This is a genomic window from Clostridium sp. MCC345 (assembly GCF_018785345.1).
Classification (GTDB): Bacteria; Bacillota; Clostridia; order Lachnospirales; family Anaerotignaceae; genus Anaerotignum_A; species Anaerotignum_A faecicola.
In genome coordinates this window covers 286,387-310,765 of the sequence record NZ_WQPP01000064.1, presented here as the reverse complement: position 1 = coordinate 310,765, position 24,379 = coordinate 286,387, and the positions used below count along the sequence as shown (strand labels likewise).

The window sequence follows — 24,379 nt, the reverse complement described above, 5'->3', positions numbered from 1 at the left end:
CTTTTACTGGAATGACAGCCTTTTTGATTGCTTTCGTTTAATATTTGCTCCAATCCGGCTCTGCGGTCAGTGCTGTCCATGTTTCATACTTGGAATCCTTCTGCTCATAGGTGTGGCTGTTGGTTGCCTCCTGCACAGCCAGATAATACCATGCGCCGGGCTGATTATCGGGCCATTTGGTCATGCTGTCCAAAAGGTCGGCCTTTGTTTCGGGCATACGGCAAAGCACACGGTTAATCAGTGTCATTGCCTCTGCTCTTGTAATCGGGGCATCGGGGTGGAAGCTGCCGTCCGTATAGCCGCTTACCCAGCCAAGGGTGGCGGCACGCTCAATTTCCTTTTCCGCCCAATGGCCGGAAATATCCGTAAAGCCGCTGTTTTCCTCTGCCTTACCGCTGTCAAAACGGGCGCAGATGGCGGCAAATTCCGCACGGGTGATGGGGGCCTGCGGTGCAAAGCTGTTTGCTGTGCGGCCCTTGAGAATATTCATGCCTGCCATGGTGGAAACTGCTGTGTTGTACCAGCTGTCCTCTGTTACATCGGCAAAATCGTTGTGCTTGCTGAGGTTTTCGCTGCGCACCTCCTCCTTCAGCAGGCGGAAGAAGATAGCGGCGGTTTCCGCACGGGTGATGTTGCCCTGCGGCCTTACGTTGCCGTCTTTATAGCCTACAACATAAGCAAAATGATTGCTGCCGTTGAGCAAAGCGGGAACCTTTGTCGGCGTGGTTTCGTCGGTATTGTTGTCTTTGTTATTTTCTTTGTTGTTATCCTTGTCCTTGTTTTCGTCTTTGCTGCTATTGCTGTTGTCATCACTGCTGCTGTGGTGCTTTTTGCCGAAGATATAGGTATAGGTTACATTGCCGCTGATACCGTTTTCTTCGGTATTTGGTGTCACATCCCAATGACCGGGGGTGTTTTCATAGCCTGCGGCAGGAATCATAATGGCGGGAACATGGCTTGCATCCAATGTGCCGCTTGCAGAACCATTTGCCTGCGGATGCAGCACAACGGTAACCGTTTTATCCTCTGCGGTATTGCCCGACCAATAGCCGTTTACGATTTTGAAGGTGACGGTGGCATTTTTTGCCCAGTGTGCATAAACGGTTGCCGCACCATCGAAGGTTTGGGTTTTAAAATCAATGGGTTTTTCGGAGGAATTTTCTTTACTGTCATACCATCCAAGGAAGGTGTAGCCTTCCCTTGCGGGGGGACGCAGGGCATCAATATGGTCGCTGTTTGCAGGTACGGGGACGTAGCGTTCGGTAGGTCTGTCCTCCATAAGCTCCCAATCGCCGCCGTTGGCATTAAAGGTAACAATGGGCCACCATTGTGCCACGAAATTCAAGTCAGACTTTATCGTCATATCCTGAATTGCCTTACTGGTGTAGAAGGTGCCTGTGACGGCAGAGGAATCCGCCGCATGGGTCGCAGGCTCGTCTGTGTCCTCTGCATCCTGTGTATCCTCCTGCTCTTCCTCTGTATCCTCCTGCTCTTCCTCTGTATCGAGGAGAGATGTTTTATAATCATCCCTCCAACCCTCGAAGTAGTAGGTGTGCGCAAGCTCTGTGACGGGTGTGGGAACGGTATCCTGTTCCTTGGCAAGTGTAGAGCCGTAAGGAACGGTATAGCTTATTGAGTAATCATCTGTATTAAAATGCCCCTGTGCAGGCTGGAAGTAGTCCGCATAGAAGGTTACGGTGCAGGGATCGTGTGTCCATTTGCCGTAAAGCGTGAGGTTTTTTGTGTCATTTGCGTTGTCTTCAGGGAAGGTATACCTGTCGCTAATTGCTGTGCCGGCTAATGCTTCGTTTGTATACCAACCGCTAAAGCTCCATTTTTTATCAGCAGAGGTTACGGTTGCAATCTCAAAGGTCGGATTTTTGCCGGCACTGCTTTCTTGTTCTGTCTGCTGTGCAGGCAGGCGCACACCCTCAGGTACCTCTGTGCCTACCCAACGATAGGTAATCGTATAGGTGTCTGCTTCGGGGAAGGTATAGGTGTAGGCATAGGTGCCGTTCTCGGTGATGGCATCCGCATTGGTATCGGGGGCGTTGTTCCCCCAAGTGCCGGGTGCTTTGTAGCTTTTTGCGGGTTTCATATCCAGATTATCTACATGAGGAACCAAATCGGGTGTCAGCGTGCCTTTGCCGTTGCGCAGGGGAACATTGACGGTGACGGTTTCAGTAGTTGTATCTGCATCTGTATTTCCGATGTTATTTTGGTACCAATCGCTTTTCGTATTCCAGCTGCCGTTTACAACGGTAAAGGTAACCTTTTTTGTGCCGATTTTTGTCCAACGGCCATAGAGGGTGATATTTCCTGTCAGGGCTTCGCCGCTTTTGTTATAAGGCTTTGTGCAGGCGGAATCCTTATACCAGCCGTCAAATTCATACCCCTCTTGGGATGGTACGGCGGGGGTAAAGGAAGCGGTTCCGTCATCGCTCAGTGCAAGGGAAACGGTGGAAGGCGGTGTGGCATCTGCGGGGATGACAGAGCCAATCCATTGGAAATTTACATCAATGGAAGGAATCCAACGCCCATACAGGGTTAAATCACTGCCGAAGGCATCATATACGTTATCCTGATAGGCAACGTATTTTTTCCCGTCATACGTCGTCCAAGTTTTCTTTCCATTCTCCTCATGGTCAATGTTGTCATCCCAAAGACGGTACCAACCGTCAAATTTTAATTTCATGGTGTCGCTTGTGGTTTCATTTTGTTCCGGATTTGTGGGGCTGTGCTTCACACCACGCGCGGCGTGCTCGTGGTCGGGCGGATTGAAATCCGGTGTCCAACGCCCTGCCCATTTATAGTCCACACAGACGGGATCGGTAATGGTAATGACTGCTTTTTCGCCGTAGGCAGTCCCTGTTGTTTTTGCAGGGGGAATCGGCTGAAGGCTGAGTGCCGTTTGAATACTGTCGTTACTGCCGCTACTGTCGCTACTGTCGATACTGGAAAGGCTCAGCTCGAAGTGCCGAAAGGGGGTTGCGGCAAATTGCGGATTGCCGTTTTCATACCCCGTAAAGCGGTAATAATCCACAGAGGCAGTTTCGTTGATGGCACTGCTTGTAAGAATATGGTGTTTCTCTTTCAATTCCTTCCAAGTATGCGAGGTATGCGAGGTAGGCTCTGTGGATTTTTCTTGGAAGTTCTCCACATTGATATGCCGGCGTTCCGCATTTGGATTGACATTTGCGTCAATCTGAATCAGCAGTTCATTGAGCGCCTCATCAATATCATGCACTTGGCTCAAGCCCTTGAAATAGGGTGTGCCATCCAGTGTGTTGGAATTGCCGCAGATTCCGGCCATGGTTTCATTGAATTGTGTACGCTGTTCCTCTGAGGACATTCCGCTTTGCAAGGTCAGCGGACGGAAGTCGCCAAAGCCGAAGATGGTAGCGCCATAATCATCTTTCAATTTCTGTGCCGCTGCTTGTGCCGCCTCGGGGCGGAGATTCTGAACGCCTACGCCGTTCTGATAGGGCAGAGAGCTGGCGGCAACAAAGATGATAAGGTTGCGGTCCTTGCTGTTTGCTTTGTGTGCTTGTGCAATTTTTGCCAACTGCTCTGTGATTTGCAGACCTGCATCCATACGGGAGGCACCTGCGTGCCAAGATACCATTTTATCAACATCAATGACATCCTCTGCATCGGAGATGCTCATAAAGACTTTATCGTAGCTTTCATCGGCAAGATAGCCTTCCGGCATCTGCGGCAGGGTTGTGTTGTCGCCGCTCCACTCTGTCCAACCGCCTTGGGAATGGAATACAGGTGAGCCATCTGCGTTGGTATAATAGCCTGTGTTCAAGCTGGGGTTTTGGGTTACAGATAGCCTTGTGCCGGGGTGCTGACTTGGGATGTATGGATCGGATGAGCCGTTGTTATTGATACGCCCAAAGCCTGCGATTGCCACCCGATGTGCGCCTGTGGTGGGGGCAGGAAGATTTTGCAGCAGACTTTCCATGGAATTGAGAATATCCGCTCGCTCCTGCCCATACTGCGTTGTATCATTTTGCGTATTCATAAAGGCGGATTGCTCTATCAAGAAGATGATATCGCAGGGCTTAACGGTGCGGGATTGGTTATCCTTATCCGTCAGATAGGCTTCGATTTGCGCTGTAATCTGCCCCGTTTCCGCTCCGCCGCTGTCCAAAGCGTGTTTCACTGTGGCGGTGATGTGCGGCGTTGTGGTACTTTCCTCTTCTGCCAATGCGGAAGCAGGCAAAAGGGCGAGTATCATGGAAAACACCAAAAGATAAGAGAGTATGCGTGTTTTCATGAGATTCCTTCCTTTCTGCTATGAATGATTTTCGATAAAATTTGCTGTTTTTTGACAATTTTTATTTTATTATAAGGGAAATACCAAGTCAAGCGGCTGCAAATAATTTCGAGTGATTTTGTATGGATCGAACAATCGCTATCAGGTTATTCTTCTGCCTAAATAAGTCGAAAGCCTGCTTTCGACTTTACTCAAAATGCTCCGGATGAAGCCCCGACCAGCCTGTCTGGGGCATAGTCAGCAGACGATAGATATCCTCCTGCTCTATTTCGAAATCGAAGATATCGAGGTTTGCCTTCATGCGCTCCGGTGCAGAGGATTTCGGCAGGGGCAGGACGTTATTTTGCAGGCAGAAGCGCAGACAGATTTGCGCCGGACTTTTGCCGTATTTTTTCGCAAGCTCCAGAACCAGAGGGTCCTCCAGAAGCCGCCCTCTGCCAAGGGGACTCCATGCCTCCGCCTGTATGCCGCGGCTCTGGCAGAACTGTAATGTTTCATACTGCGGATAGCCGGGGTGGAATTCAAACTGATCAATCATGGGGACGGTATTGGCGGTTTTCAGAACGTGCAGGAGGTGCTGCGGCAGGAAATTGCAGACACCGATGGCGCGCACTGCGCCTTCATCATAGAGCCGCTCCAAAGCACGCCAGCTTTCCGTTACCAGCGGCTTCCAATCTGCGCCGGGGAAGGGCAGGGGCCAATGAATGAGGAACAAATCCAGATACTGCACCTGCAAATCTTTGAGGGAGGCTTCAAAGCTTGCCATGGTTTTATCATAGCCTAAGTCCGTTTTCCAGACCTTAGAGGTCAGGAACAGCTCTCTGCGAGGGATGCCGCACTGCCGCAGGGCGTTGCCGACCATTTTTTCGTTTTCGTATCTTCTGGCGGTGTCAATATGGCGGTAGCCGGATGCTAAGGCATCCAGAATGATTTTTTCCTCCTTTACAAGCCAGGTGCCAAAACCCAGAAAGGGCAGCTCCGTCCCGTTTTCCAGAACAAATCCTTTTTCGCTAATCATGGTTGTTTCCTCCTTATAATTCTTCCAACAGCGCAAGTGCAAGTGCTGTCAGCGTTTCTTTTGTGTTTTTTTCGGGCGCACGCAGAACGATATCCAGTAGCTCCGCAAGGATAGTGCCTAGAATTTTGCCGTGCGGCGCACCGAGTGCCATCAAGTCCTGTCCCGTTAGGGCAAGCGTTTTCAGAGAAAGACAATCCCCTGCCGCAAGGATTTTTTCCAAGGCGGCTTTTGTCTCGGCGTGGGGAGAGGCAGGGCGCAGGATGCTTTGCAGAAGCAGAAGCTGCTCTGTTGCCTCCTGCCCGATGGTGCTGAGCTTTTTGCGGAGCGGATAGGGCTCTGTCGGCAAATCCGCGGACAGCTCCTCCAGAAGCAGGGAAATCCGCTTGAGGGAGTGGTTATCGAGCCGCATACCTTTTAAAAAGCCCTTCACCTCGCCGATGGGGTAATGCTGCAAAACAATGCACCACCGCAGAATATTATCCTTCGGGCAAAGGGAAATTTCCTCCAAAAGGGTCTGGCTGTTTGCGATAAGGCTTGCGGAAAGGGTCGCATCTATCTGTGCGAGCAGACCGCTTTCCCAGAGCAGGGGCATTTTATTCGCAAAGGGCGCAAGCCAGAGCTTTTGCAGCTCTTCACGAATTCGCTCCGCACTGATTTTCTGAATCAGCGCCGTATTGGCGCAGAGCGCCGCCCATGTTTCGGGGTCAATCGCAAAGCCAAGCTGCGCGGAAAAGCGCACACAGCGCAGCATCCGCAGGGCATCCTCCTGAAAGCGCCTTGCCGGCTCACCTACGCCGCGAATGATGCCTGCGGCAATATCCTCCTGCCCATGGAAGGGGTCGCGAAAGCCCTCCTTGGGGTGATAGGCAATGGCGTTCATGGTAAAATCGCGGCGGAGCAAATCCTCATTCAGCTTTTTGGTGAAGGAGACCTCGTCCGGATGGCGGCAGTCGGCATATTCGCCATCGATGCGATAGGTTGTGACCTCATAATTTTCATGATGCAGGACGACGGTAATGGTGCCATGCTTGATGCCCGTATCAAAGGTATGGTCGAAGATGGTCTTGGTTTCCTCGGGCAGGGCGGAGGTGGTGATATCCCAATCCTGCGGTATGCGCCCCAGAATGGAATCGCGGACACAGCCCCCGACGATATACGCCTCATGACCGCCCTCATTCAGTTTATTCAGAATCCAGACCGCGTCCTGCGGAATGGCAATATTCAGCTTCTGCAAGGCTTCTCCTCCTTTTCGGAATTTTTTATAAATGAATTATATCATAAAATTACTATATGGACAAAAAAAGAACATCTGCGGAGAACAGATGCTCTTTTTTTCTATAGGGGAAATAATACAATGGATTTCGGGAATTATTTCTTATCGTAAGGCTTTACCGTAACCTCTTTTTTATCGAAGTCGATGAAAATCTGATACGCGTAGTTATCCTCGCTGGTATCCCAGACTTCAACGAATTTCGGGGTTACCTCAATGATGATTTCGGAATCCTCGTGGCTGTATTTATTGTAGCTGCCCCAGAGGTGCTTTTTATAAAGGCCTTCAAACACTCTGCCGGGCTCATCTACAACCAGACCGCAGTTTTTCGCAGTCCCTTCCACCTGAATGCCGCCATAGCAGAGGGCAACATTGGGGTTTTCGTAAAGCTGCTTTGTTTTGCGGAAGTCCTTGTCTGTTTTGAAATAGATTTTGTCATTGTAGAACAGGCAGCTGACGTTGCGCACCATAACGTAATCGTTTACGCTGCTGGCAAGCGCCATAATCTTCCAATCGCCCAGCTGTTCAAAGAAAAGGGCTTTTGCCTGTTCAAAGGTAAGGTTTTTGTCTAAGCTGAATTTCATTTCGGTTTCTCCTTTACTTCTCCGTGCTTTTTATACTCAGATTTTTGTTTCGTCAGCTTTCTTTATGGTGCTTGCCTTTTTATTTTTTGCAGAGGCATTGCCGTGGATGATGGGGCTTAAGTGCTTATACAGCAGCATTGCGCCAACGGAGTTGATGCCGCATTTAATCAGGTTGAAGGGCAGAATCCCAAGGATTGCCAGTGTGAATACATTGGAAATCAGAGGGTTGACCTCGGTACACATGGCTACGAAATAGCTCATATCCTGTCCCATCAGTGCCATATAGAAGGGAATGATGATATATAGGTTGGTAAAGATGGCAACGATGCCTGTGAAGACAGAGCTGATTGCCATACCGATGATTGCGGTTCTTTTAGATTTTTTCTGGTGATACATGATAACGGGAGGCAGCACATACGCACAGCTGAGCAGGAAATTCTGCAGCTCGCCCGTAAATGCGGAGGAGGTGCCCTCGGTTGCCAGCTTCAGCAGGATTTTCACCAGAATGATGCAGACTGCCTGCAAAGGACCCATGGCAAAGCCGCCGATGATTTCTACCAGACCTGCCAGATCAAAATTCATGAAGGGGGGGCAGGAAGGGAAGCGGGAAATCAATATGCAGCAGGATGCAGCAGATGGCACCCATCATGGCAATCATGGTTAAATCTCTGGTTTTGAATTTCGTTTTCATGTTTCATTCCTCCAATTTTTCTGATTGGATTCTTCTTAAGACTTGCGATTGACACTGCATTTTCGCAATAAAAAAGCCCTCGGAACACATTCCAAGGGGCATTGCATGCGCAAACAAATTTTCATGCGAGAAACGCATGAACAGCATCAAAGTTTCTTCTCTCATCCGGACTGTTACCGTCGGTCATGGAATTGCACCATATCAGCCTTTTGTATCTTTCGGCACTTCGCGCTTTAAGATACTGGAGGGTCGCGGACTTTTACCGCCGGTAGGGAATTGCACCCTGCCCCGAAGAATCACGTTATATTTTTCACATTCCAACCATAACACAAAAGGCTGTTGTGTGCAAGAGGGAAATGTAAAATTTGTGAAAAAATTATTTTTTAAAAAATTTGAAAAATGTTGTTGACAGAAGAACAAGTTCGTGATAATATATCTCTTGCAGTTAGGAATTGCAAAACAAAGCAAACAAACATTATGCGCCTTTAGCTCAGTTGGTAGAGCAACTGACTCTTAATCAGTGGGTCTAGGGTTCGAGTCCCTAAAGGCGCAGCTTGAAAAAAGCGGGATGGATTAACTTAGGGTTGGTTCATTCCGTTTTTATATTTTATAATTTTATATTTTAAAGGATAACAGCCATTCTCGGTACGGTCGGGAATGGTTCTTTTTTTTGCCCTTGCCCCATAGAATGTTTCAGAGACGATGTTCGGTCGCAGTGAAACAGGGGGAGTGAAGTATGGAGGAGATCTATGAAAAAATCATGCGAGAGGGCTACGGCTTGCAGCTGCGCCATGGCACAAGAACGCGGACAGGTCTGGTCTGCCGGACAGACAGGGGGCTTCGCGAGCTGAAAAAGCCGCGCGGCAGTACGGACAGCCTGCGGCTTGCGTTTGATGTGAAAAAGCGGCTTCGGGAAAACGGCTTTGCGAACATCAGCCGTTGCTACCCGACACTGGAGGGAGAGCCGTTTTATCGGCAGGACGGGACGCTTTATATTCTGGAGGACGTGCTGCCGCAGGGGACACTGGCGGAGGACAGCGCACAGACCTTTTTGCAGGGGGCAGAGACCTTAGGCGAGATGCACGCGGCGGCAAAGGGGCTTACAAGCGAGGCGGCACACTGGGAGAAAAACCGCCTGCCGCAGCTATACGCCAAACGGCGGAGCGAGTTGGCGAAGGTGCGCCGCAGGAACGACAAACGGGGCAGCTATGACGCGATTGATTTATTGCTGTTACAATATTATGAGCCATACATGGAACGGGCGGCAGAGGCGGAGGAGCTGCTGTGCAGGGGCGGCTATGCGGAGGCGGTAGCACGGACGGCGCAGGAGGGCGGCTTCTGCCATAATGCCTACAAGGGGGAGGCACTGCGGCAGGAGACGGATGGCAGGATTTTTGTGGGGAATTTCGATAAATGCAGCGCAGAATTGCCATTGGCAGACCTTGCGGCATATATCCGCCGCTATTTCAAGAAAACGGAGGGGACGGCGGCAGGGATTTCTGCTATGCTGGAGCGTTACGGCAGGCATTGCCCCCTTTCCGAGAGAGATATGATTTTATTGCAGGGGATGCTGCTGTATCCGGAGAAATTTCTGCGGCTCATCAATGAATATTATAATCGGCGCAGAACGTGTGTCTCGCCTGCGATGCGCGAGCGGCTTGCGGCGGCGGCGAAGGAGGAGCTGAACGGGGTTCGTTTAAAAAGTATCATTGCGGGCGGCTGCTAGGAGAACACGCTAAGTCGAAATCAGGATTTCGACTTGTCAGGACAGAAGAATAAACCGATGAGTTCCGGCGGCAAAGCCTTGAAACTCCCGGTTTTCCTCAAGTGGGCAAAGCCCCCTTTGCGGATTTTACTCGGGAAACTCTTTGTTTCCCGAACCCTTCCGCTATGATTAGGAGTACTTTCGCGATGGGCGAAGTACTTTTTTTGTTGCAACTTCTCTGACTAGGGATTAAAATAGAGGATGAAGAACTCTGCAAAATTTTCCCCGAAGGAGGAGAAAAGGATGAAGAAATATCATTTTCAGGAAAACGAGAAGGACTTTGGTTCTACCGTTCGTTTGGATGCGATAAATGATAAGGTGAAGGAAATCAAGAAAAAAGAGGAAACAGACGAGCTGGGGGACGCAAACGAATTTCTGAATGTGTTTGAATCGGAAAAATTCGACGACCCTGCGGAAACAGATGGAAATACAGAGGATGCCCTTGTGGATACCCTGGAGGATGCGGATGCTTTGGAGGATGCTCTGGGCGAAACAAGAAGGGACGGCGTTTTCCCTGCGCCTGCCGCGGAAGAAGGCGAGGAGGACGATTGGGAGGACGATGACGAGGAATACGAAGGAGAGGGACGCGGCATTTTTGCCTTGGGCGAATCCTTCGGGCTGAATAAAAAAACGGTTGCACTGGTGATTGTTCTGGCGGTGCTTGCATGCGGAATCGGATTTTCTCTGGTGCGGTGCAGCTTTCACCCGAGCAAGACAATCCCCCTTGTGGAGGAGGAGGCAGGGACACCCCTGCTGATTCAGACAGACCGCGGAGACGGCGAATATCTGGCGTATGATATTGCGGAGCAGGAGCGGAAAACCGTATTCCTGACGGAGAAAACAAAAATGACGGACGCAAGCGGACGCAAGATTTCCAAGGCAAGCCTTGCGGAGGGCGACCTTCTGGCGGCGGAGCTGGATGAGGACGGCAAAACGCTCATCAGCGTGGATTACAGCAGTAATGCCATCCGCACAGAGGAAGCAACGGGGCTGACCGTCAACCGCAAGAAGCGGACGCTGACGAATAAAGCAGAAAATCTTTCTTATTCCTATGAAAAGGAAAGCGTATTTTTCTATGACGGAGAGGAAATTGATGCGGCGGACTTAGCACCCTGCGACGAGCTTCTGCTGAAACTGGTAGGGGATACGGTCTGGTCGGTTGAGGTGCAGGCATACCATGGGTATATCGTGGTGGAAAACACGGATGCAGTGAAAAACGGCAAAATCCAGCTGGATGAGGCGGAGGCCGTTCCGCTTACAGAGGGGATGCAGCTTGCCGCAGCAGAGGGACACCACACCGTAACGGTGACCGGCTCGAATATTGAGACCAGAAAGGATGCCGTTGTGGTGGAGGCAGGCGAGGAAACGGTCTACGACCTTTCCAAGGCGCAGGAGAAAATGGGTGTTATCATCATCAATGCCAATGTGAAGGACTATAAGCTTTACATCAACGGTGCGGCGGCGGAAAGCCCTGCGGTGCTGCCGATGGGAGAATATGATTTGGTTATCCTGAAAAACGGCTATACGGAATGGAGTCAGCATGTGACGCTGGATAAGGACACGCTGAATGTGACAGCGGAGCTGCAAAAGGATGTGCAATATGGCACACTGACCGTTACGGCGGATGTGGACGGCGCATGGGTGTATATCAACGGCGAGGAATACGGCGTAGCACCGATGCAGGTAAATCTGCCCTATGGCTCTTATAACGTGATGCTGGAAAAGAGCGGCTATCAGAGCTATAAGCAGAGCATACAGATTTCGTCCCAAACGGCGGCAATCCATGCAACGATGGAATAAAAAAGCGAAACGGCTTCAGATAAAATTCGAGGAGGAAAGAAGAATGGAAGACTATCGTGTAAGATATCAGCAATGGCTGGAGGATCCTTTTATTGACGAGGAAACAAAAGCGGAGCTGAGAGGCATTACAGACGAAAACGAAATCAAGGAGCGGTTCTTTAAGGAGCTGGAATTCGGGACAGGCGGTCTGCGCGGCATTATCGGCAACGGCAGCAACAGACTGAACCGCTATACCGTTGGGAAGGCTTCGCAGGGACTGGCAAATTATATCAAAAAGGAAGGCACACAGAAGCAGGGCGTAGCGATTGCATACGATTCCCGTTTCATGTCTCCCGAATTTGCGGAGGTGGCAGGGCTGATTTTTGCGGCAAACGGGATTCCCGCGTATGTATATCCCTCTTTGCGCCCCGTTCCCATGCTTTCCTTTGCGGTGAGAGAGCTGGGCTGTACGGCAGGGGTTGTGCTGACGGCAAGCCATAACCCTCCCGAATACAACGGCTATAAGGTATACTGGGCAGACGGCGCACAGGTGGTTGCACCCAGAGACAAGGGGATTATCACAGAGGTGAACGCCGTAGAAAACTTCGGACAGATTCAGCGGATGGAAAAGGCGGAGGCTGTGGAGAAAAAGCTGTATAACCTCATTGGCGAGGAAGTGGACGAAGCGTTTGACAGAAACGTGCAGGCACAGCTGATGAACCCCGAAATGATTGCAAGAATGGGAGATAAGCTGAATATCGTTTATACGCCCCTGCATGGCTCCGGCAATCTGCCGGTGCGCCGCAATCTGGCAAAGGCAGGCTTCAAAAACGTATTTATCGTAAAGGAGCAGGAGTTGCCGGATTCTTCTTTTTCTACTGTGGATTACCCCAATCCGGAGGACACGAAGGTGTTCACATTGGCGCGGAAGCTGGCGGCTGAGGTGAACGCAGATGTGCTGATTGGGACAGACCCCGACTGTGACCGTATGGGTGCGATGGTGAAGGATTCCGAGGGCAATTTTGTTGCGCTGACAGGCAACATGGTTGGCGCACTGGCAACGGATTACATTCTTTCTCAGAGAAAGGAGCAGGGCAGACTGCCCGCAAACGGCGTGGTGGTGAAAACCATCGTAAGCACAGAAATGATTACACCCATTTGCAGGGCATACGGCGTGGGGAAAATTGATGTGCTGACCGGGTTTAAATACATCGGGGAGCAGATTAAGGGCTTTGAGGAAACCGGCTCTCATACCTATCTGTTCGGCTTTGAGGAAAGCTACGGCTGCCTGGCAGGGACTTATGCAAGGGATAAGGATGGCGTTTATGCGGCAGTTCTGGTCTGCGAAATGGCGGCTTATTATAAGGAAAAGAGCATGACGCTGTATGAAGCGTTGCTGAAGCTGTATGAAAAATATGGCTATTACCGCGATGGTGTGAAATCCATGACGATGAAGGGTCTGGAAGGGATGGCAAGAATTCAGCGCATCATGAAAACCTTCCGCGAAAATACGCCGCAGGAGCTGGGCGGCTACAAGGTTGTCATGGCAAAGGATTATCAGACACAGGTGTTCCGGAACCTGGAAACAGGGGAGGAAAGCGGCAGCCCTCTGCCTGTTTCGGATGTACTGCATTATACACTGGAGGATGGAACATGGGTATGTATTCGCCCTTCCGGTACAGAGCCGAAGCTGAAATTCTACATCGGCGTGAAGGCGGATGGCCTGCAGGCGGCACAGGATAAGGTGGACGCTTTGGATGCGGATATTGAAGCAAAGGTTGCTGAGATTGCATAAGGCAAACAAGGGCACGATTTTATAAAACAGCATATTGTTTATTGGGAGCGGCATGCATAAGCATGCCGCTTTTCTGATGTGTGGATTTCGGATACAGAAAAAGGCTTTGACCTTTTATAGTCAAAGCCTTATTTTGCGATTGCAATGCCGCAGTTATTTTTCGGGGACATCGGGCAATCCCTTGAAGCCGATTTCCAAATCTGCATCGGTAGGGATATAATCCGACATTTCGCCGTTATTAAACTTTTCGTATGCCACCATATCGAAGTAGCCTGTGCCGGTCAGACCGAATACAATGGTCTTTTCCTCGCCGGTTTCCTTGCATTTCAGTGCTTCATCAATTGCTACGCGAATGGCGTGAGAGCTTTCGGGTGCGGGCAGAATGCCTTCGATTCTTGCAAACTGCTCTGCCGCCTCGAATATGGCTGTCTGCTCTACGGAGCGCGCCTCCATCAGCCCATCATGATACAGCTGAGAGACAACGGGGCTCATGCCATGATACCGCAGACCGCCTGCGTGGTTGGGGGAGGGGATAAAGCCGCTGCCCAGCGTATACATCTTTGCCAGAGGGGTTACCATGCCTGTATCGCAGAAGTCATACGCAAATTTCCCTCTTGTCAGGCTCGGACAGGATGCAGGCTCAACTGCGATAATCTGATAATCCTTCTCGCCACGCAGCTTTTCGCCCATGAAGGGAGAAATCAGACCGCCCAGATTGGAGCCGCCGCCTGCACAGCCGATGATGATATCAGGCTCGATGCCGTATTTATCGAGCGCTGCCTTTGTTTCCATACCGATGATGGACTGATGCAGCAGAACCTGATTCAGCACACTGCCCAGAACATAACGATAGCCCTCCTTGCCGACTGCCGTTTCTACGGCTTCGGAAATGGCACAGCCAAGGCTGCCCGTTGTGCCGGGATGCTCCGCCAGAATCTTCTTCCCGATTTCCGTTGTAGTGGAGGGGGAAGGGGTTACGGTTGCGCCATAGGTACGCATGACCTCACGGCGGAAGGGCTTCTGTTCATAGGAAACCTTAACCATGTATACGTTGCAGTCCAGACCCAGATATGCACATGCCATGGAAAGCGCTGTGCCCCACTGCCCTGCGCCGGTTTCTGTTGTCACGCCCTTCAGGCCCTGCTTCTTTGCATAATACGCCTGCGCGATGGCAGAATTCAGCTTATGGCTGCCACTGGTGTTATTGCCCTCGAACTTATAATAAATCTTTGCGGGTGTCTGCAATTTTTCTTCCAGACAATATGCACGAACCAAAGGAGATGGTCTGTACATTTTATAAAAATCCAAAATTTCCTGTGGGATGTCGATGTAAGCAGTATCGTTATCCAATTCCTGCTGTACCAATTCATCGCAGAAAACTGCGCCAAGCTCCTCGGCTGTCATGGGCTGCAGTGTGCCGGGGTTCAGAAGCGGTGCCGGTTTATTTTTCATATCCGCACGCACGTTGTACCATTTTTTCGGCATTTCCTGCTCATCCAGATAAATTTTGTAGGGAATGTTCTTTTCTGTTTTCATTCTGTTTTCTCCTCTCGTCTTTTCTTTGCTGTTCTCATCTAGTCTAAAAAATTTTTACTGAAAAAATTTTGTCTATCGTACCTCTTTCAAAGACACCTGTCAATACCGGACGGAGTTTTTCAGCAAAACGCCGCCTCCCACTCGGACAAATGTCCGCCGTATTTGGTATATTCCTATGAAAACAGTTTGTTTTGACCGAGATTATTCATCAAAAATGCTGACAATTTCGCCATCCAGAATACGATTTGTGTTCTTGACTGCACAGAAATTGCCGCACATGCTGCAGGTATCCTCTTTTTCGGGCTTTGCCTCTGCTCTGTAGCGGCGTGCCTTTTCGGGGTCCATGCTCAGGCGGAACATTTCCTCCCAATCCAGACGCTTTCTTGCTTCGCTCATTTTGTAATCCCAATCTGCCGCGTGGGGGATTCCTTTTGCGATATCGGCTGCGTGTGCCGCAATCTTCGCCGCAATGATGCCTTCCTTTACATCTGCTGCGTTGGGCAGGCGCAAATGCTCCGCAGGGGTTACATAGCACAGGAATGCCGCACCCGATGCCGCCGCAAGCGCACCGCCGATGGCAGAGGTGATGTGGTCATAGCCGGGGGCAACATCTGTCACCAAGGGCCCCAATACATAAAACGGTGCGCCGTGGCAGAGTGTTTTCTGAATTTCCATATTTGCGGCAATCTGATTCATGGGCATGTGGCCGGGGCCTTCAATCATTACCTGCACATCCTTCGCCCATGCGCGCTTTGTCAGCTCCCCAAGGGTAATCAGCTCCTCAATCTGTGCCGTATCGGTTGCATCTGCAAGACAGCCGGGGCGGCAGGCATCCCCAAGGCTCATGGTGATATCATATTCCCGACAGACATCCAGAATTTCATCGTAATGCTCATAAAAGGGGTTTTCGTTGCCTGTCATTTCCATCCATGCAAACATGATGGAGCCGCCGCGGGAAACGATATTCATCAGACGCTTATTCTGCTTAAAGCGTGCCGCTGTTGCACGATTCATGCCGCAATGGATGGTCATGAAATCTACGCCGTCCTCTGCGTGCATCCGCACGATATCCAGCCATTCCTCTGCTGTGATTTGTGCCAGAGGCTTATGATAATACACAACGGCATCATAAATCGGCACGGTGCCGATCATAGCAGGGCAATCGGCGGTCAGCTTGCGGCGGAAGCTTCTGGTATCCCCGTAGGAGCTTAAATCCATAATCGCCTCTGCGCCCATTTCTACTGCGGAGCGTACCTTTTCATACTCCATATCCACGTCCTTCCAGTCGCGCGAAACGCCGAGGTTGACGTTGATTTTTGTTGTCAGCCTTGCGCCGACACCGCTGGGGTGCAGGGCTTTATGGTTCTTGTTGCAGGGAATAATAACCTGCCCCTTTGCAACCAGACTGCGGATTTCCTCCGCGTCCATGCGCTCCTTTTCCGCCACAATTTTCATCTGCGGTGTGATGATACCCTGTCTTGCCGCGTCCATCTGTGTTGTGTACATATTCGGTTCCTCCTTGTCCATGTCGCACCAAATTTTGCTGTGCTGCTGTTTTTCTGTGTCGGGCTGTGGTGCATGCAGCCTGCCACAGAGGGAAGCAATCCTCACCCATGGACAATAAAAAAGCTGCACTATGCCAAAAACATAGCGCAGCTTCCTCGCGTCAACAGTATGTCCCTACGTTGGCATTATCCAAATCAGGTTATGGGTCAAAGCATGATAGCTTACTCTCAGCCTACTTACGCAAGCTCCCCTTTTTTGAAGTTTTTTTTCATCATAACATCCTTGCTGCTGTCCGTCAAGGGCGGAGGATGTTCTTTTTTTCAAGCTTTTTTATCAGCTTGCGCTTTTATCAATCTACTTTTGCGGCAGGGCGAGGGCGGTTTGTTAAAAGCACCCGCTCTACGCTCCAGTAGAAGTTTTCATCCCCGATGATTTTATGTAAATCGGAACGATCCATCATTTTCATTGCGTGGGTGGTCATACCGCAGATGGCAACGTCCACGCCTTTTTTGCGCAGACCCTCCACCAGCTCACGCAGGGTCTGTGCGCAGGAAATATCGATATTGGATACGCCTCTCATGGAGAACAGCACCGTATCGGAGCCCGCTACCTTTCCTGCGATATCCGCAACTGCCTGTGTGTTGGCGAAAATCATAGGGCCTGTGATATAAACAACCATTGCATTGCTGTAGCGTTCGCAAAGCACAGGATCGGTTACATGCATACGGTTCATGTCCACGTTTTCATAGTTGATTTCAATGAAGGACAGACGGGATACCAGAAATACCAGACCAATCAGCACACCAATCAGAATTGCAACGGTCAGATCGAAGATGATGGTTGCAAACATGGTTGCCGTAAATTCGAGCATTGCGCCCTTGAATTTATGGGAGAAGATATAGCGGATGGATTCCCATTCGTTCATTCTCCATGCTGTTACCATCAGCACCCCTGCCAGAGCCGCCAGAGGAATCTTGGACATGACGGGAGCCAGCAGGAACATGGAAATCAGAAGCCCAACGGCATGGAATACGCCGGTCAGTCTTGTTTTTGCACCGGATTTGATGGCAACACTGGTACGCGCGATTGCCGCGGTTGCGGGGATGCCGCCGAAGAAGGGCAGCAGGATATTCCCGACCCCCTGTGCAATCAGCTCTTGATTGGCATCCAGACGCACGCCTGTCATGCGCCCTGCGGATGCGCCGCAAAGCAGGCTTTCAATCATGCCCAGAATGGCGATGGAAAACGCAGGTGTGACCAGTGCGCCGATGGTTTTCAGATTCAGCGCGCCAAACAGCAGGCGGTTTTCGGGAATCAGTGTTTTGGGGATTTCCCCAACCACAGCAACATCCAGCTGCATAAAAATGGAAAACGCAGTGGTGAGGATGATGCTGACAAGAGAGGCAGGGACAACGGCGTTCCATTTTTTCGGAAAGAATACCATAAACAGAACCACGAACAGCCCCAGACCGACAGCGGTCAGATTCGGGGAGAAGCCAAGGCGCGCATAGCTGAACAGCTTGCCGATGGCAGAGGTTCCCTCGGAATGTGTTCCGAAGAAATTGTCAACCTGTCCCAAGGCGATGATAACGGCGATACCGGAGGTAAAGCCTGTGATAACGGGGGCGGGGATGAAGGAGGTCAGCTTGCCCAGATGCAGAATCCCTGCCAGAAGCAGGATGATGCCTGCAATCAGCGTTGCGATAAATACGCCGTCCATCCCGTAGGCTGCAACCAGAGACATCAGAATTGCCGCCATGGCACCCGTAGGCCCGGAAATCTGATAATAGCCGCCGGAAAGCAGGCTCATAATCAGCCCGGCAATGATGGCAGTGATTAGCCCCGATGCGGCATCCGCACCACTGCTGACACCGAAGGCAAGCGCCAGAGGCAGAGCAACAGCGGCAACTGTCAGACCTGCCATTAAGTCCTTTGTCAATGCGGCAGCATTATAGCCGCCAAATTCCTGTTTTAAACTGCTGATAAATTTACTCAGCATCACGAATTCCCCTTTCATACGATAACCCTTGAATTTTTGTGGAAAAGCTGCTTTTTCGGAAGAAAGCATGCCTGAATATCATAACAAAGCCGCAGAGACTTCTCAACCGTGAAAAGTGTAGATTTTTCCAACCCTTATTTGTGCAAATTTTGTGTTAAGATTTTACAGCTTGGCAAAGCATGAAAAAGCCCGTCCTACCAATAGGACGGGAATCCTGCTTTTCTGTTATTTTCCTTTTTCTGTTATTTTTCTTCGGTGCTCAATCCTTGAAGGTAATCTGACCATCCTTGATGGCGGTAATGACAGCCAGAGAGTCTACATAATAGCCTGCATCCCGCAGCTTTTTGCTGCCGCCCTGAAATTCCTTTTCAATGACAGCCGCAATGCCGCAGACGGTGCCGCCTGCCTGCTCTACAAGGGAGCAAAGTCCCATGGCTGCCTCGCCGTGCGCAAGGAAATCATCGATAATGAGCACTCTGTCCTCAGGATTGAGGTACTGCTTGGATACGCGTGCAACAGAAACCGTACCCTTTGTGAAGGATTTTACCTCTGCGCCGTAAAAATCCTCTGTCATGGTGTTGGGCTGTGTTTTCTTTGCGAAAACCACAGGCACCAAATCAAAATATAATGCAGTGATGGCAGCAATGCCGATGCCGGAGGATTCGATAGTCAGAATCTTATTGATTCCCAGATGACCGAAACGGCGGCTGATTTCTTTCCCAATCGCCATAAAAAGACCAATATCCAACTGGTGATTCAAAAAAGAATCCACTTTTACAACTTCTGTACCTAATTCTGTACCGTCTTCGATAATTCTTCTCTTTAACAAATCCATGTTGCCGGCTCCCTTTCTAAAATTCCCGCTGCTCTCTCTCATTTTTGCAATGCTTTTGCTTTTTCTCAAGTATTCACTATTATACGGCGCGCATCTGGGGATGTAAACCGCTCTTTGCTGAAAACAGCCGGATTTTAGAGAGAATCGGGAATTTGAATAGAAAGTTTCCTTTTTTTCAAAAAGTTTTGGCGGATTTTCTGAGGAAAATACGGCTATTTTCGCTTTGCCGTTGCATCCAGCTCATCGGGCGTGTTTGCCATGCGGATGCGGTTGAGCACCTCCTGCCGCTCCTCAGTGGAGAGGGTGTAAAAGCGTTCCATGTCCGCGCCGTTATGCAGAATCAGTTGGCGCACCTCCTGCGGCAAGGTGTCCCATTTACGAAGCCAATCCATGTGTCATTCCTCCTTTGTGGTTCTGTTTTCTATTTAATATGAAAGAATTTTGGCTTTTCATGCGGAAAAAACGTGGACAGAAAAAGGAATTTCAGGAAAAAAAGCGAAATTAAATTAAAGAAGCAGATATCTAAGGAGGAATGTGATATGGCTTTTTTTGATAGATTGAATGAAATGGCAAAAACGGTATCCGAAAAGACAAATGACAGCTTGGAAATCAATAAGCTGATTGGGGAGATTAACCTGACAAAGGGCAATATTCAGTCCTTCCAGAGAGAGCTGGGCGAGCATTTCTGGGCGAAATTTGTCACAGGGGAGCAGTTTGATGATGAGGCAATGATGATTTGCGATAAAATCGTAGCCGCGCAGGATAAAATTCATGACATGGAAGCGCAGATTGCGCAAATCAAAGCCGAAGGCGAGGCAAGAAAGGCAGAGCGTGAAGCGGAACGCGCAGAACGCAAGGCGGCAGAAAAGGCGGCGGAGGCGGAGCAGGCGGCAGAAAGGGCGGGCATTGAAAAGGAGCCTGTGCCTGTCTGCACGGAATGCGGCGCGGTGCTTGCCGAGGGACAGAAATTCTGCGGTGAATGTGGCAAGCCGGTAGAGAAATAAAATAAAAGCAACAAGGCTTTTTTGAAGCAGGGGTTTTTCGCATCGAGAGGGGAAGGCAGGTGAAGGCACATGACGGAAACAAAACAGAATAGCTTAGGCACAGAGCCAATCGGGCGGCTGCTGCTGAAATTCTCCGTTCCGACGGCGCTGACGCTGATGGTGAACTGCCTGTATAACATCGTAGACCAGATTTTCATCGGGCATGCGGTGGGCATCAAGGGCGTTGCCGCCACAAATGTGACCTTTCCCATCGGCATCATTGCGGCGGCGCTGGCACTTTTGATTGGGGATGGCTGTGCCGCAAACGTCAGCCTGCACCTTGGCAGAGGGGAGCAGGAGGAGGCAGACCGTACCTTTGCGAATGCGGTTATGCTTCTGTTTGGCGTAGGGATATTGCTTTCGGTGTTCGGGTGCATTTTCGCAAGGCAGCTTGTGGTATTTTTCGGGGCATCGCCCTCTGTTGTGGCGGAGGCGGTTCTGTATATGAGCATCATTCTTCTGGGACAGCCCTTCGGCATGTGCAATATGGCATTTACGGCAATTATCCGCGCGGATGGCAATCCGCAGTATATGATGCGCAGTATGATGATAGGTGCGGCATTAAATGTTGTGCTTGACCCCATTTTTATTTTTGTGTTCCGATGGGGGATTCAGGGCGCGGCATTGGCAACGATTATCGGGCAGATTGTTTCGGGGGTGATTGCACTGGCGTATCTTCCCCGTTTTTCGCATTTTGCCATTCGGAAAAAATATCTTCGCCTGAAATGGAGATTTATCGGGGATATTGTACGGCTTGGCTTTCCCAGCCTTTGCACACAGACCGCAACGGCGGCAACCCAGATTGTGATGAATAACCTCATGCGCAAATATGGTGCGGCGACGATTTATGGCAGCGAAATTGCGCTTTCCTGCTATGGCTTAATGATGAAAATTTATCAGATTGCGCATGCAATGTTCGTTGGGCTTGCTTCGGGGACACAGCCGATTAACGGCTTTAATTTTGGCGCAAGGCAATATGAGAGGGTCAAGCAGACGATTCAGACTGCCGCAAAAATTTCCATCGGGATTTCTGTGCTGTGGTTTCTGGTGTTCCGCTATGGCGGCGGCTTTCTGGCGGCGCTTTTTGTGGAGGAGGAACCGCTCTATCAGGAATTTGCGGTGCATTGCTTCCGCTTGTATATGCTGGGGTTCTTTGTCTATGGACTGCCGAATGTGACGGCATCCTTCTTTCAGGCAATCGGCAGCCCTGTGAAATCTCTGATGGTTTCGCTTTCCAGACAGGTGATTTTCCTGATTCCGTTTGCACTCCTTTTTTCGGCGCATTTTGGGATGGATGGTGCGTTGGGCGCGGCTCCTGTCGCGGATGTGTTGGCGTTTTTGCTTGCGGCTTTGCTCCTGAAAAGGGAGCTGCGCGGCTGGAAAAAGAAAAATATGATTGCATAGTCGAAATCCTGCTTCGACTCAAGGGCATCGGAGGCTTCCGATGTCTTTTTTTCTGCGTAGATTCATATTTATAAAGCACACCAAAAAACAGGGCGGTTATATCATGAGAGAAAACATAAAAACGGGGATAAAATATCTGGCTTTGTTCGGGATGTGCTTTTTGGGCGGCAGAAGTTTGGCGGCAGGGCAGACGGTGCGTGTTGACGGAGAAAAGCCTTGCAGACTGGCAATTCTGATTGATGATTTCGGCTATTGCGGCGCAGGGACAGAGGAAATGCTTGCGCTTTCCATCCCCTTTACGGCGGCGGTTATGCCCTTTTCCTCCTGCACGGCAGAGGATGCAGAGCGAGTGCGGCAGGCAGGCAAGGAAATTTTTATCCACATGCCGATGGAATCCCTCACGGGCAAGCGGGAATGGGTCGGCGAGAAGGGGATTTTTCGGGATATGGAAGATGCCGCCATTCGGGAGCGCGTGGAGGAAGCGTTTTCTGTTCTTCCGGATGCGGCAGGCATGAATAACCACATGGGCTCTGCTATTATGGAGGATGCACGCAGCCTTTCGGCGGTGATGGAGGTGCTAAAGGAAAAGGGCGTTCCCTTTGTAGACAGCATGACAACGGCGAAAAGCCTTGGGAAAGCCGTTGCCGCGGAAAAGGGCGTAGCCCTTCTGGAACGGGATGTGTTTCTGGACAGCACGGATTCTGTTGCGGTCGTCAAGGACAATCTGCGCAAGGCGGGAGAGGTCGCACTGGAAAAGGGGGCTGCGATTGCCATTGGGCATGTCGGCCCCGAAGGCGGAAAAATTACGGCACAGGCAATCAAAGAGGTTGCGCCGGAGCTGGAGCGGGTAGGCATTACCTTTGTGACCGTCAGTGAATTGGCAAAATGACAGCAGATGTGCTATACTGAATACATACAGTGAATAAAGGAGAGAAAAGCAGTGGCACATTGGAATTCCAGAGGACTGCGCGGCAGCAGCTTTGAAGAAATCATCAATTTCACAAATGAACGCTACAGGCAGTCGGGTCTGGCATTATTCCAGAAAATCCCCACGCCCATCACCCCTGTGCGGATGGATGAGGAAACGCGGACGATTACCCTTGCGTATTTTGAAAAGCAGTCTACGGTTGATTATATCGGCGTGGCGCAGGGGATTCCCATTGCCTTTGATGCCAAGGAAACGGCAGGAAAAAGCCTGCCTTTGCAGAATATCCATGCACATCAGATGGCTTTTATGGGGGAATTTCGCCGCCAGCGGGGACTTTCCTTTCTTCTCGTGCATTTTTCTGCGGCAGATGCATATTATCTTTTGCCGTTTGAAACACTGAAGATATATTGGGAAAATGCGGCAAGGGGCGGACGCAAATCGATTCCTCTTGCGGCGTTTGAGGAAAAATACAGCATCCGGCAGACGGGCAATCTCCTGCATTATCTGGAGGCGGTCAGCCTGTATCTGGAGGAAACGGAAAAGCAAGGAAGTGAGAAATCATGCTGAAAAAAGCGGCAGTAGAAAATATACTGGCAGCGGCACTGGAAAGCGGTGCCGATTTTGCCGAGATTTACGCAGAGCGGACAAAGAGAAGCAGCATTGCCATGGTCAACGGCAAGGTGGAAACGGCACTGGGCGGCATGGATTACGGCGCAGGGGTGCGGCTGTTTTTCGGGAATCAGGCGATTTACGGCTTTACGAATGACCTTTCCGAGGAAAGCCTCATTCGCATTGCGAGGGAGGGCGCGGCGGCTCTGCGCGGCGACCGCATTTATGATATCTGCGGCTGGAAAAGGATGGCGGAGCGTTGCATCAACCCCATCCGTATCCTGCCGGAAAGCGTGTCCAAGCAGAGAAAGGCGGAGCAGCTCAGACTGGCAACGGCGGCGGCAAGGGCATATCACGATGCCGTTACGCAGACAAGGGCAGGCTATCTTGAGGTGATGAAGCATGTGCTGGTTGCCAATTCCGAGGGCATCTGGGGCGAGGAGAACCGCACACGCAGCCGCTTTACCATTGAGGCAGTGGCATCCTCTGCGACGGAAAAGCAGAGCGGACATCTGGGGCCGGGCGGCTCTGAGGGGTATGAGCTGTTTGACCGCATCAATGTGGAGGATACCGCAAGGGAGGCGGCACGCATTGCCGTTACCATGCTTGGCGCAAAGCCCTGCCCTGCGGGGAAAATCCCTGTTGTAATTGATAACGGCTTTGGGGGTGTCATTTTCCATGAGGCCTGCGGACATGGTCTGGAGGCAACGGCGGTGGCAAGAAATGCGTCCGTTTTCGCAGGAAGACTGGGACAGCAGATTGCATCCCCTTTGGTGACGGCGCTGGATGATGGGACAATCCCCAATGGCTGGGGCTCTGCCGAAATGGATGACGAGGGCACGCCCACGGCAAAAAATATTCTGATTGAAAACGGAATTCTGCGGTCTTATCTGGTTGACCGCCTGAACAGCAGACGCATGCACACGGCAATTACCGGCTCCTCACGCAGACAGGATTACCGCTTTGCTCCCACCAGCCGTATGACGAATACCTTCATTGCCAACGGCAAAAGCACGCCGGAGGAAATCATCGCGAATACGGAATTTGGACTGTATGCAAAGCAGATGGGCGGCGGCAGCGTTGACCCTGCAACGGGTTCGTTTAACTTTGCCGTTCTGGAGGGCTATATGATTCGCAACGGAAGGATTGCTGAGCCGGTCAGAGGGGCAACCCTTATCGGCAAGGGAGCGGAGGTGCTGCGTGATATTGATATGGTCGGCAATAATCTGAAACGGGCGCAGGGGATGTGCGGCAGCAAGAGCGGCTCTATCCCGACCGATGTAGGGCAGCCTATGATTCGCGTCAGCAGTATGACTGTCGGCGGAAGGGGGTAAG

At 50.7% G+C, this 24,379-nt stretch carries 18 protein-coding genes, 1 tRNA gene and 1 riboswitch; of the genes, 9 read left to right on the top strand and 10 right to left on the bottom strand.

Annotated elements, in window-relative coordinates; translation table 11 throughout:
* Positions 1–37 precede the first annotated feature (37 nt).
* From GPK49_RS12620 to GPK49_RS12600, 5 genes are all read right to left on the bottom strand, one after another.
* A complete protein-coding gene (locus GPK49_RS12620) occupies positions 38–4,282 on the bottom strand; it encodes an S-layer homology domain-containing protein (RefSeq protein ID WP_215678372.1) in 4,245 nt (1,414 codons plus the stop codon).
* Between the two features lie 187 nt (positions 4,283–4,469).
* Positions 4,470–5,300, bottom strand: coding sequence for an aldo/keto reductase (locus tag GPK49_RS12615; RefSeq protein WP_215678369.1), 831 nt, complete (start codon positions 5,298–5,300; stop codon positions 4,470–4,472).
* Between the two features lie 13 nt (positions 5,301–5,313).
* Positions 5,314–6,534 carry a CCA tRNA nucleotidyltransferase gene (locus GPK49_RS12610; protein ID WP_215678366.1) on the bottom strand — a complete coding sequence of 407 codons (1,221 nt, stop codon included), beginning with the start codon at positions 6,532–6,534 and terminating at the stop codon, positions 5,314–5,316.
* Positions 6,535–6,668: 134 nt separating this feature from the next.
* Positions 6,669–7,154 (bottom strand): pyridoxamine 5'-phosphate oxidase family protein, encoded by a 486-nt coding sequence (locus GPK49_RS12605; RefSeq protein WP_016406762.1) that lies wholly within the window; start codon positions 7,152–7,154, stop codon positions 6,669–6,671.
* Between the two features lie 36 nt (positions 7,155–7,190).
* Positions 7,191–7,736, bottom strand: coding sequence for an ECF transporter S component (locus GPK49_RS12600; RefSeq protein ID WP_215678363.1), 546 nt, complete (start codon positions 7,734–7,736; stop codon positions 7,191–7,193).
* A 258-nt stretch (positions 7,737–7,994) separates the two neighbouring features.
* A riboswitch (FMN riboswitch) is annotated at positions 7,995–8,145 on the bottom strand.
* Positions 8,146–8,324: 179 nt separating this feature from the next.
* Between GPK49_RS12600 and GPK49_RS12595 the strand changes: the two genes are divergently transcribed.
* The 4 genes from GPK49_RS12595 to GPK49_RS12580 all read left to right on the top strand — a co-directional run bounded on the left by GPK49_RS12595 (position 8,325) and on the right by GPK49_RS12580 (position 13,184).
* Positions 8,325–8,397: transfer RNA gene (locus tag GPK49_RS12595), tRNA-Lys, on the top strand.
* A 184-nt stretch (positions 8,398–8,581) separates the two neighbouring features.
* On the top strand, positions 8,582–9,571 hold the full coding sequence (locus tag GPK49_RS12590) for a hypothetical protein (RefSeq protein WP_215678360.1): 990 nt from the start codon (positions 8,582–8,584) through the stop codon (positions 9,569–9,571).
* 282 nt (positions 9,572–9,853) lie between these two features.
* Positions 9,854–11,410 (top strand): PEGA domain-containing protein, encoded by a 1,557-nt coding sequence (locus GPK49_RS12585; RefSeq protein ID WP_215678357.1) that lies wholly within the window; start codon positions 9,854–9,856, stop codon positions 11,408–11,410.
* A 43-nt stretch (positions 11,411–11,453) separates the two neighbouring features.
* Entirely contained in the window at positions 11,454–13,184 is a 1,731-nt protein-coding gene (locus tag GPK49_RS12580) for a phospho-sugar mutase (protein ID WP_215678355.1), read from the top strand.
* A gap of 153 nt (positions 13,185–13,337) precedes the next feature.
* Here GPK49_RS12580 and GPK49_RS12575 read toward each other — a convergent pair whose 3' ends face one another.
* The 5 genes from GPK49_RS12575 to GPK49_RS12555 form a co-directional block, all read right to left on the bottom strand.
* Positions 13,338–14,720, bottom strand: coding sequence for a TrpB-like pyridoxal phosphate-dependent enzyme (locus GPK49_RS12575; protein ID WP_016406757.1), 1,383 nt, complete (start codon positions 14,718–14,720; stop codon positions 13,338–13,340).
* Between the two features lie 201 nt (positions 14,721–14,921).
* On the bottom strand, positions 14,922–16,226 hold the full coding sequence (thiC, locus tag GPK49_RS12570; protein WP_215678353.1) for a phosphomethylpyrimidine synthase ThiC: 1,305 nt from the start codon (positions 16,224–16,226) through the stop codon (positions 14,922–14,924).
* Positions 16,227–16,575: 349 nt separating this feature from the next.
* Positions 16,576–18,225: a SulP family inorganic anion transporter gene (locus tag GPK49_RS12565; RefSeq protein ID WP_215678350.1), complete on the bottom strand. Its 1,650-nt coding sequence runs from the start codon at positions 18,223–18,225 to the stop codon at positions 16,576–16,578.
* A gap of 259 nt (positions 18,226–18,484) precedes the next feature.
* Entirely contained in the window at positions 18,485–19,060 is a 576-nt protein-coding gene (locus GPK49_RS12560; protein ID WP_016406754.1) for a xanthine phosphoribosyltransferase, read from the bottom strand.
* Between the two features lie 212 nt (positions 19,061–19,272).
* Positions 19,273–19,452, bottom strand: coding sequence for a hypothetical protein (locus GPK49_RS12555; protein WP_016406753.1), 180 nt, complete (start codon positions 19,450–19,452; stop codon positions 19,273–19,275).
* 147 nt (positions 19,453–19,599) lie between these two features.
* On the opposite strand from GPK49_RS12555, the gene GPK49_RS12550 reads away from it, so the two are divergent.
* From GPK49_RS12550 to GPK49_RS12530, 5 genes are all read left to right on the top strand, one after another.
* Positions 19,600–20,064, top strand: a complete 465-nt coding sequence (locus GPK49_RS12550; RefSeq protein WP_016406752.1) for a zinc-ribbon domain-containing protein — start codon at positions 19,600–19,602, stop codon at positions 20,062–20,064.
* A gap of 69 nt (positions 20,065–20,133) precedes the next feature.
* Positions 20,134–21,507 carry an MATE family efflux transporter gene (locus tag GPK49_RS12545; RefSeq protein ID WP_215678347.1) on the top strand — a complete coding sequence of 458 codons (1,374 nt, stop codon included), beginning with the start codon at positions 20,134–20,136 and terminating at the stop codon, positions 21,505–21,507.
* A gap of 103 nt (positions 21,508–21,610) precedes the next feature.
* Positions 21,611–22,396, top strand: a complete 786-nt coding sequence (locus GPK49_RS12540; RefSeq protein ID WP_215678345.1) for a divergent polysaccharide deacetylase family protein — start codon at positions 21,611–21,613, stop codon at positions 22,394–22,396.
* A 51-nt stretch (positions 22,397–22,447) separates the two neighbouring features.
* Positions 22,448–23,002: a Holliday junction resolvase RecU gene (locus tag GPK49_RS12535; protein WP_215678342.1), complete on the top strand. Its 555-nt coding sequence runs from the start codon at positions 22,448–22,450 to the stop codon at positions 23,000–23,002.
* Positions 22,996–24,378 carry a TldD/PmbA family protein gene (locus GPK49_RS12530; RefSeq protein ID WP_215678340.1) on the top strand — a complete coding sequence of 461 codons (1,383 nt, stop codon included), beginning with the start codon at positions 22,996–22,998 and terminating at the stop codon, positions 24,376–24,378. The genes GPK49_RS12535 and GPK49_RS12530 overlap by 7 nt, the downstream gene beginning before the upstream one ends.
* Position 24,379: the final 1 nt, after the last annotated feature.

Coding starts and splice junctions, on each gene's coding strand:
- GPK49_RS12620 (WP_215678372.1), bottom strand. CDS start 4,282: ATGAAAACACGCATACTCTCTTATCTTTTGGTGTTTTCCATGATACTC.
- GPK49_RS12590 (WP_215678360.1), top strand. CDS start 8,582: ATGGAGGAGATCTATGAAAAAATCATGCGAGAGGGCTACGGCTTGCAG.
- GPK49_RS12615 (WP_215678369.1), bottom strand. CDS start 5,300: ATGATTAGCGAAAAAGGATTTGTTCTGGAAAACGGGACGGAGCTGCCC.
- GPK49_RS12585 (WP_215678357.1), top strand. CDS start 9,854: ATGAAGAAATATCATTTTCAGGAAAACGAGAAGGACTTTGGTTCTACC.
- GPK49_RS12560 (WP_016406754.1), bottom strand. CDS start 19,060: ATGGATTTGTTAAAGAGAAGAATTATCGAAGACGGTACAGAATTAGGT.
- GPK49_RS12600 (WP_215678363.1), bottom strand. CDS start 7,736: ATGAATTTTGATCTGGCAGGTCTGGTAGAAATCATCGGCGGCTTTGCC.
- GPK49_RS12550 (WP_016406752.1), top strand. CDS start 19,600: ATGGCTTTTTTTGATAGATTGAATGAAATGGCAAAAACGGTATCCGAA.
- GPK49_RS12545 (WP_215678347.1), top strand. CDS start 20,134: ATGACGGAAACAAAACAGAATAGCTTAGGCACAGAGCCAATCGGGCGG.
- GPK49_RS12555 (WP_016406753.1), bottom strand. CDS start 19,452: ATGGATTGGCTTCGTAAATGGGACACCTTGCCGCAGGAGGTGCGCCAA.
- GPK49_RS12540 (WP_215678345.1), top strand. CDS start 21,611: ATGAGAGAAAACATAAAAACGGGGATAAAATATCTGGCTTTGTTCGGG.
- GPK49_RS12580 (WP_215678355.1), top strand. CDS start 11,454: ATGGAAGACTATCGTGTAAGATATCAGCAATGGCTGGAGGATCCTTTT.
- GPK49_RS12605 (WP_016406762.1), bottom strand. CDS start 7,154: ATGAAATTCAGCTTAGACAAAAACCTTACCTTTGAACAGGCAAAAGCC.
- GPK49_RS12575 (WP_016406757.1), bottom strand. CDS start 14,720: ATGAAAACAGAAAAGAACATTCCCTACAAAATTTATCTGGATGAGCAG.
- thiC (WP_215678353.1), bottom strand. CDS start 16,226: ATGTACACAACACAGATGGACGCGGCAAGACAGGGTATCATCACACCG.
- GPK49_RS12530 (WP_215678340.1), top strand. CDS start 22,996: ATGCTGAAAAAAGCGGCAGTAGAAAATATACTGGCAGCGGCACTGGAA.
- GPK49_RS12565 (WP_215678350.1), bottom strand. CDS start 18,225: ATGCTGAGTAAATTTATCAGCAGTTTAAAACAGGAATTTGGCGGCTAT.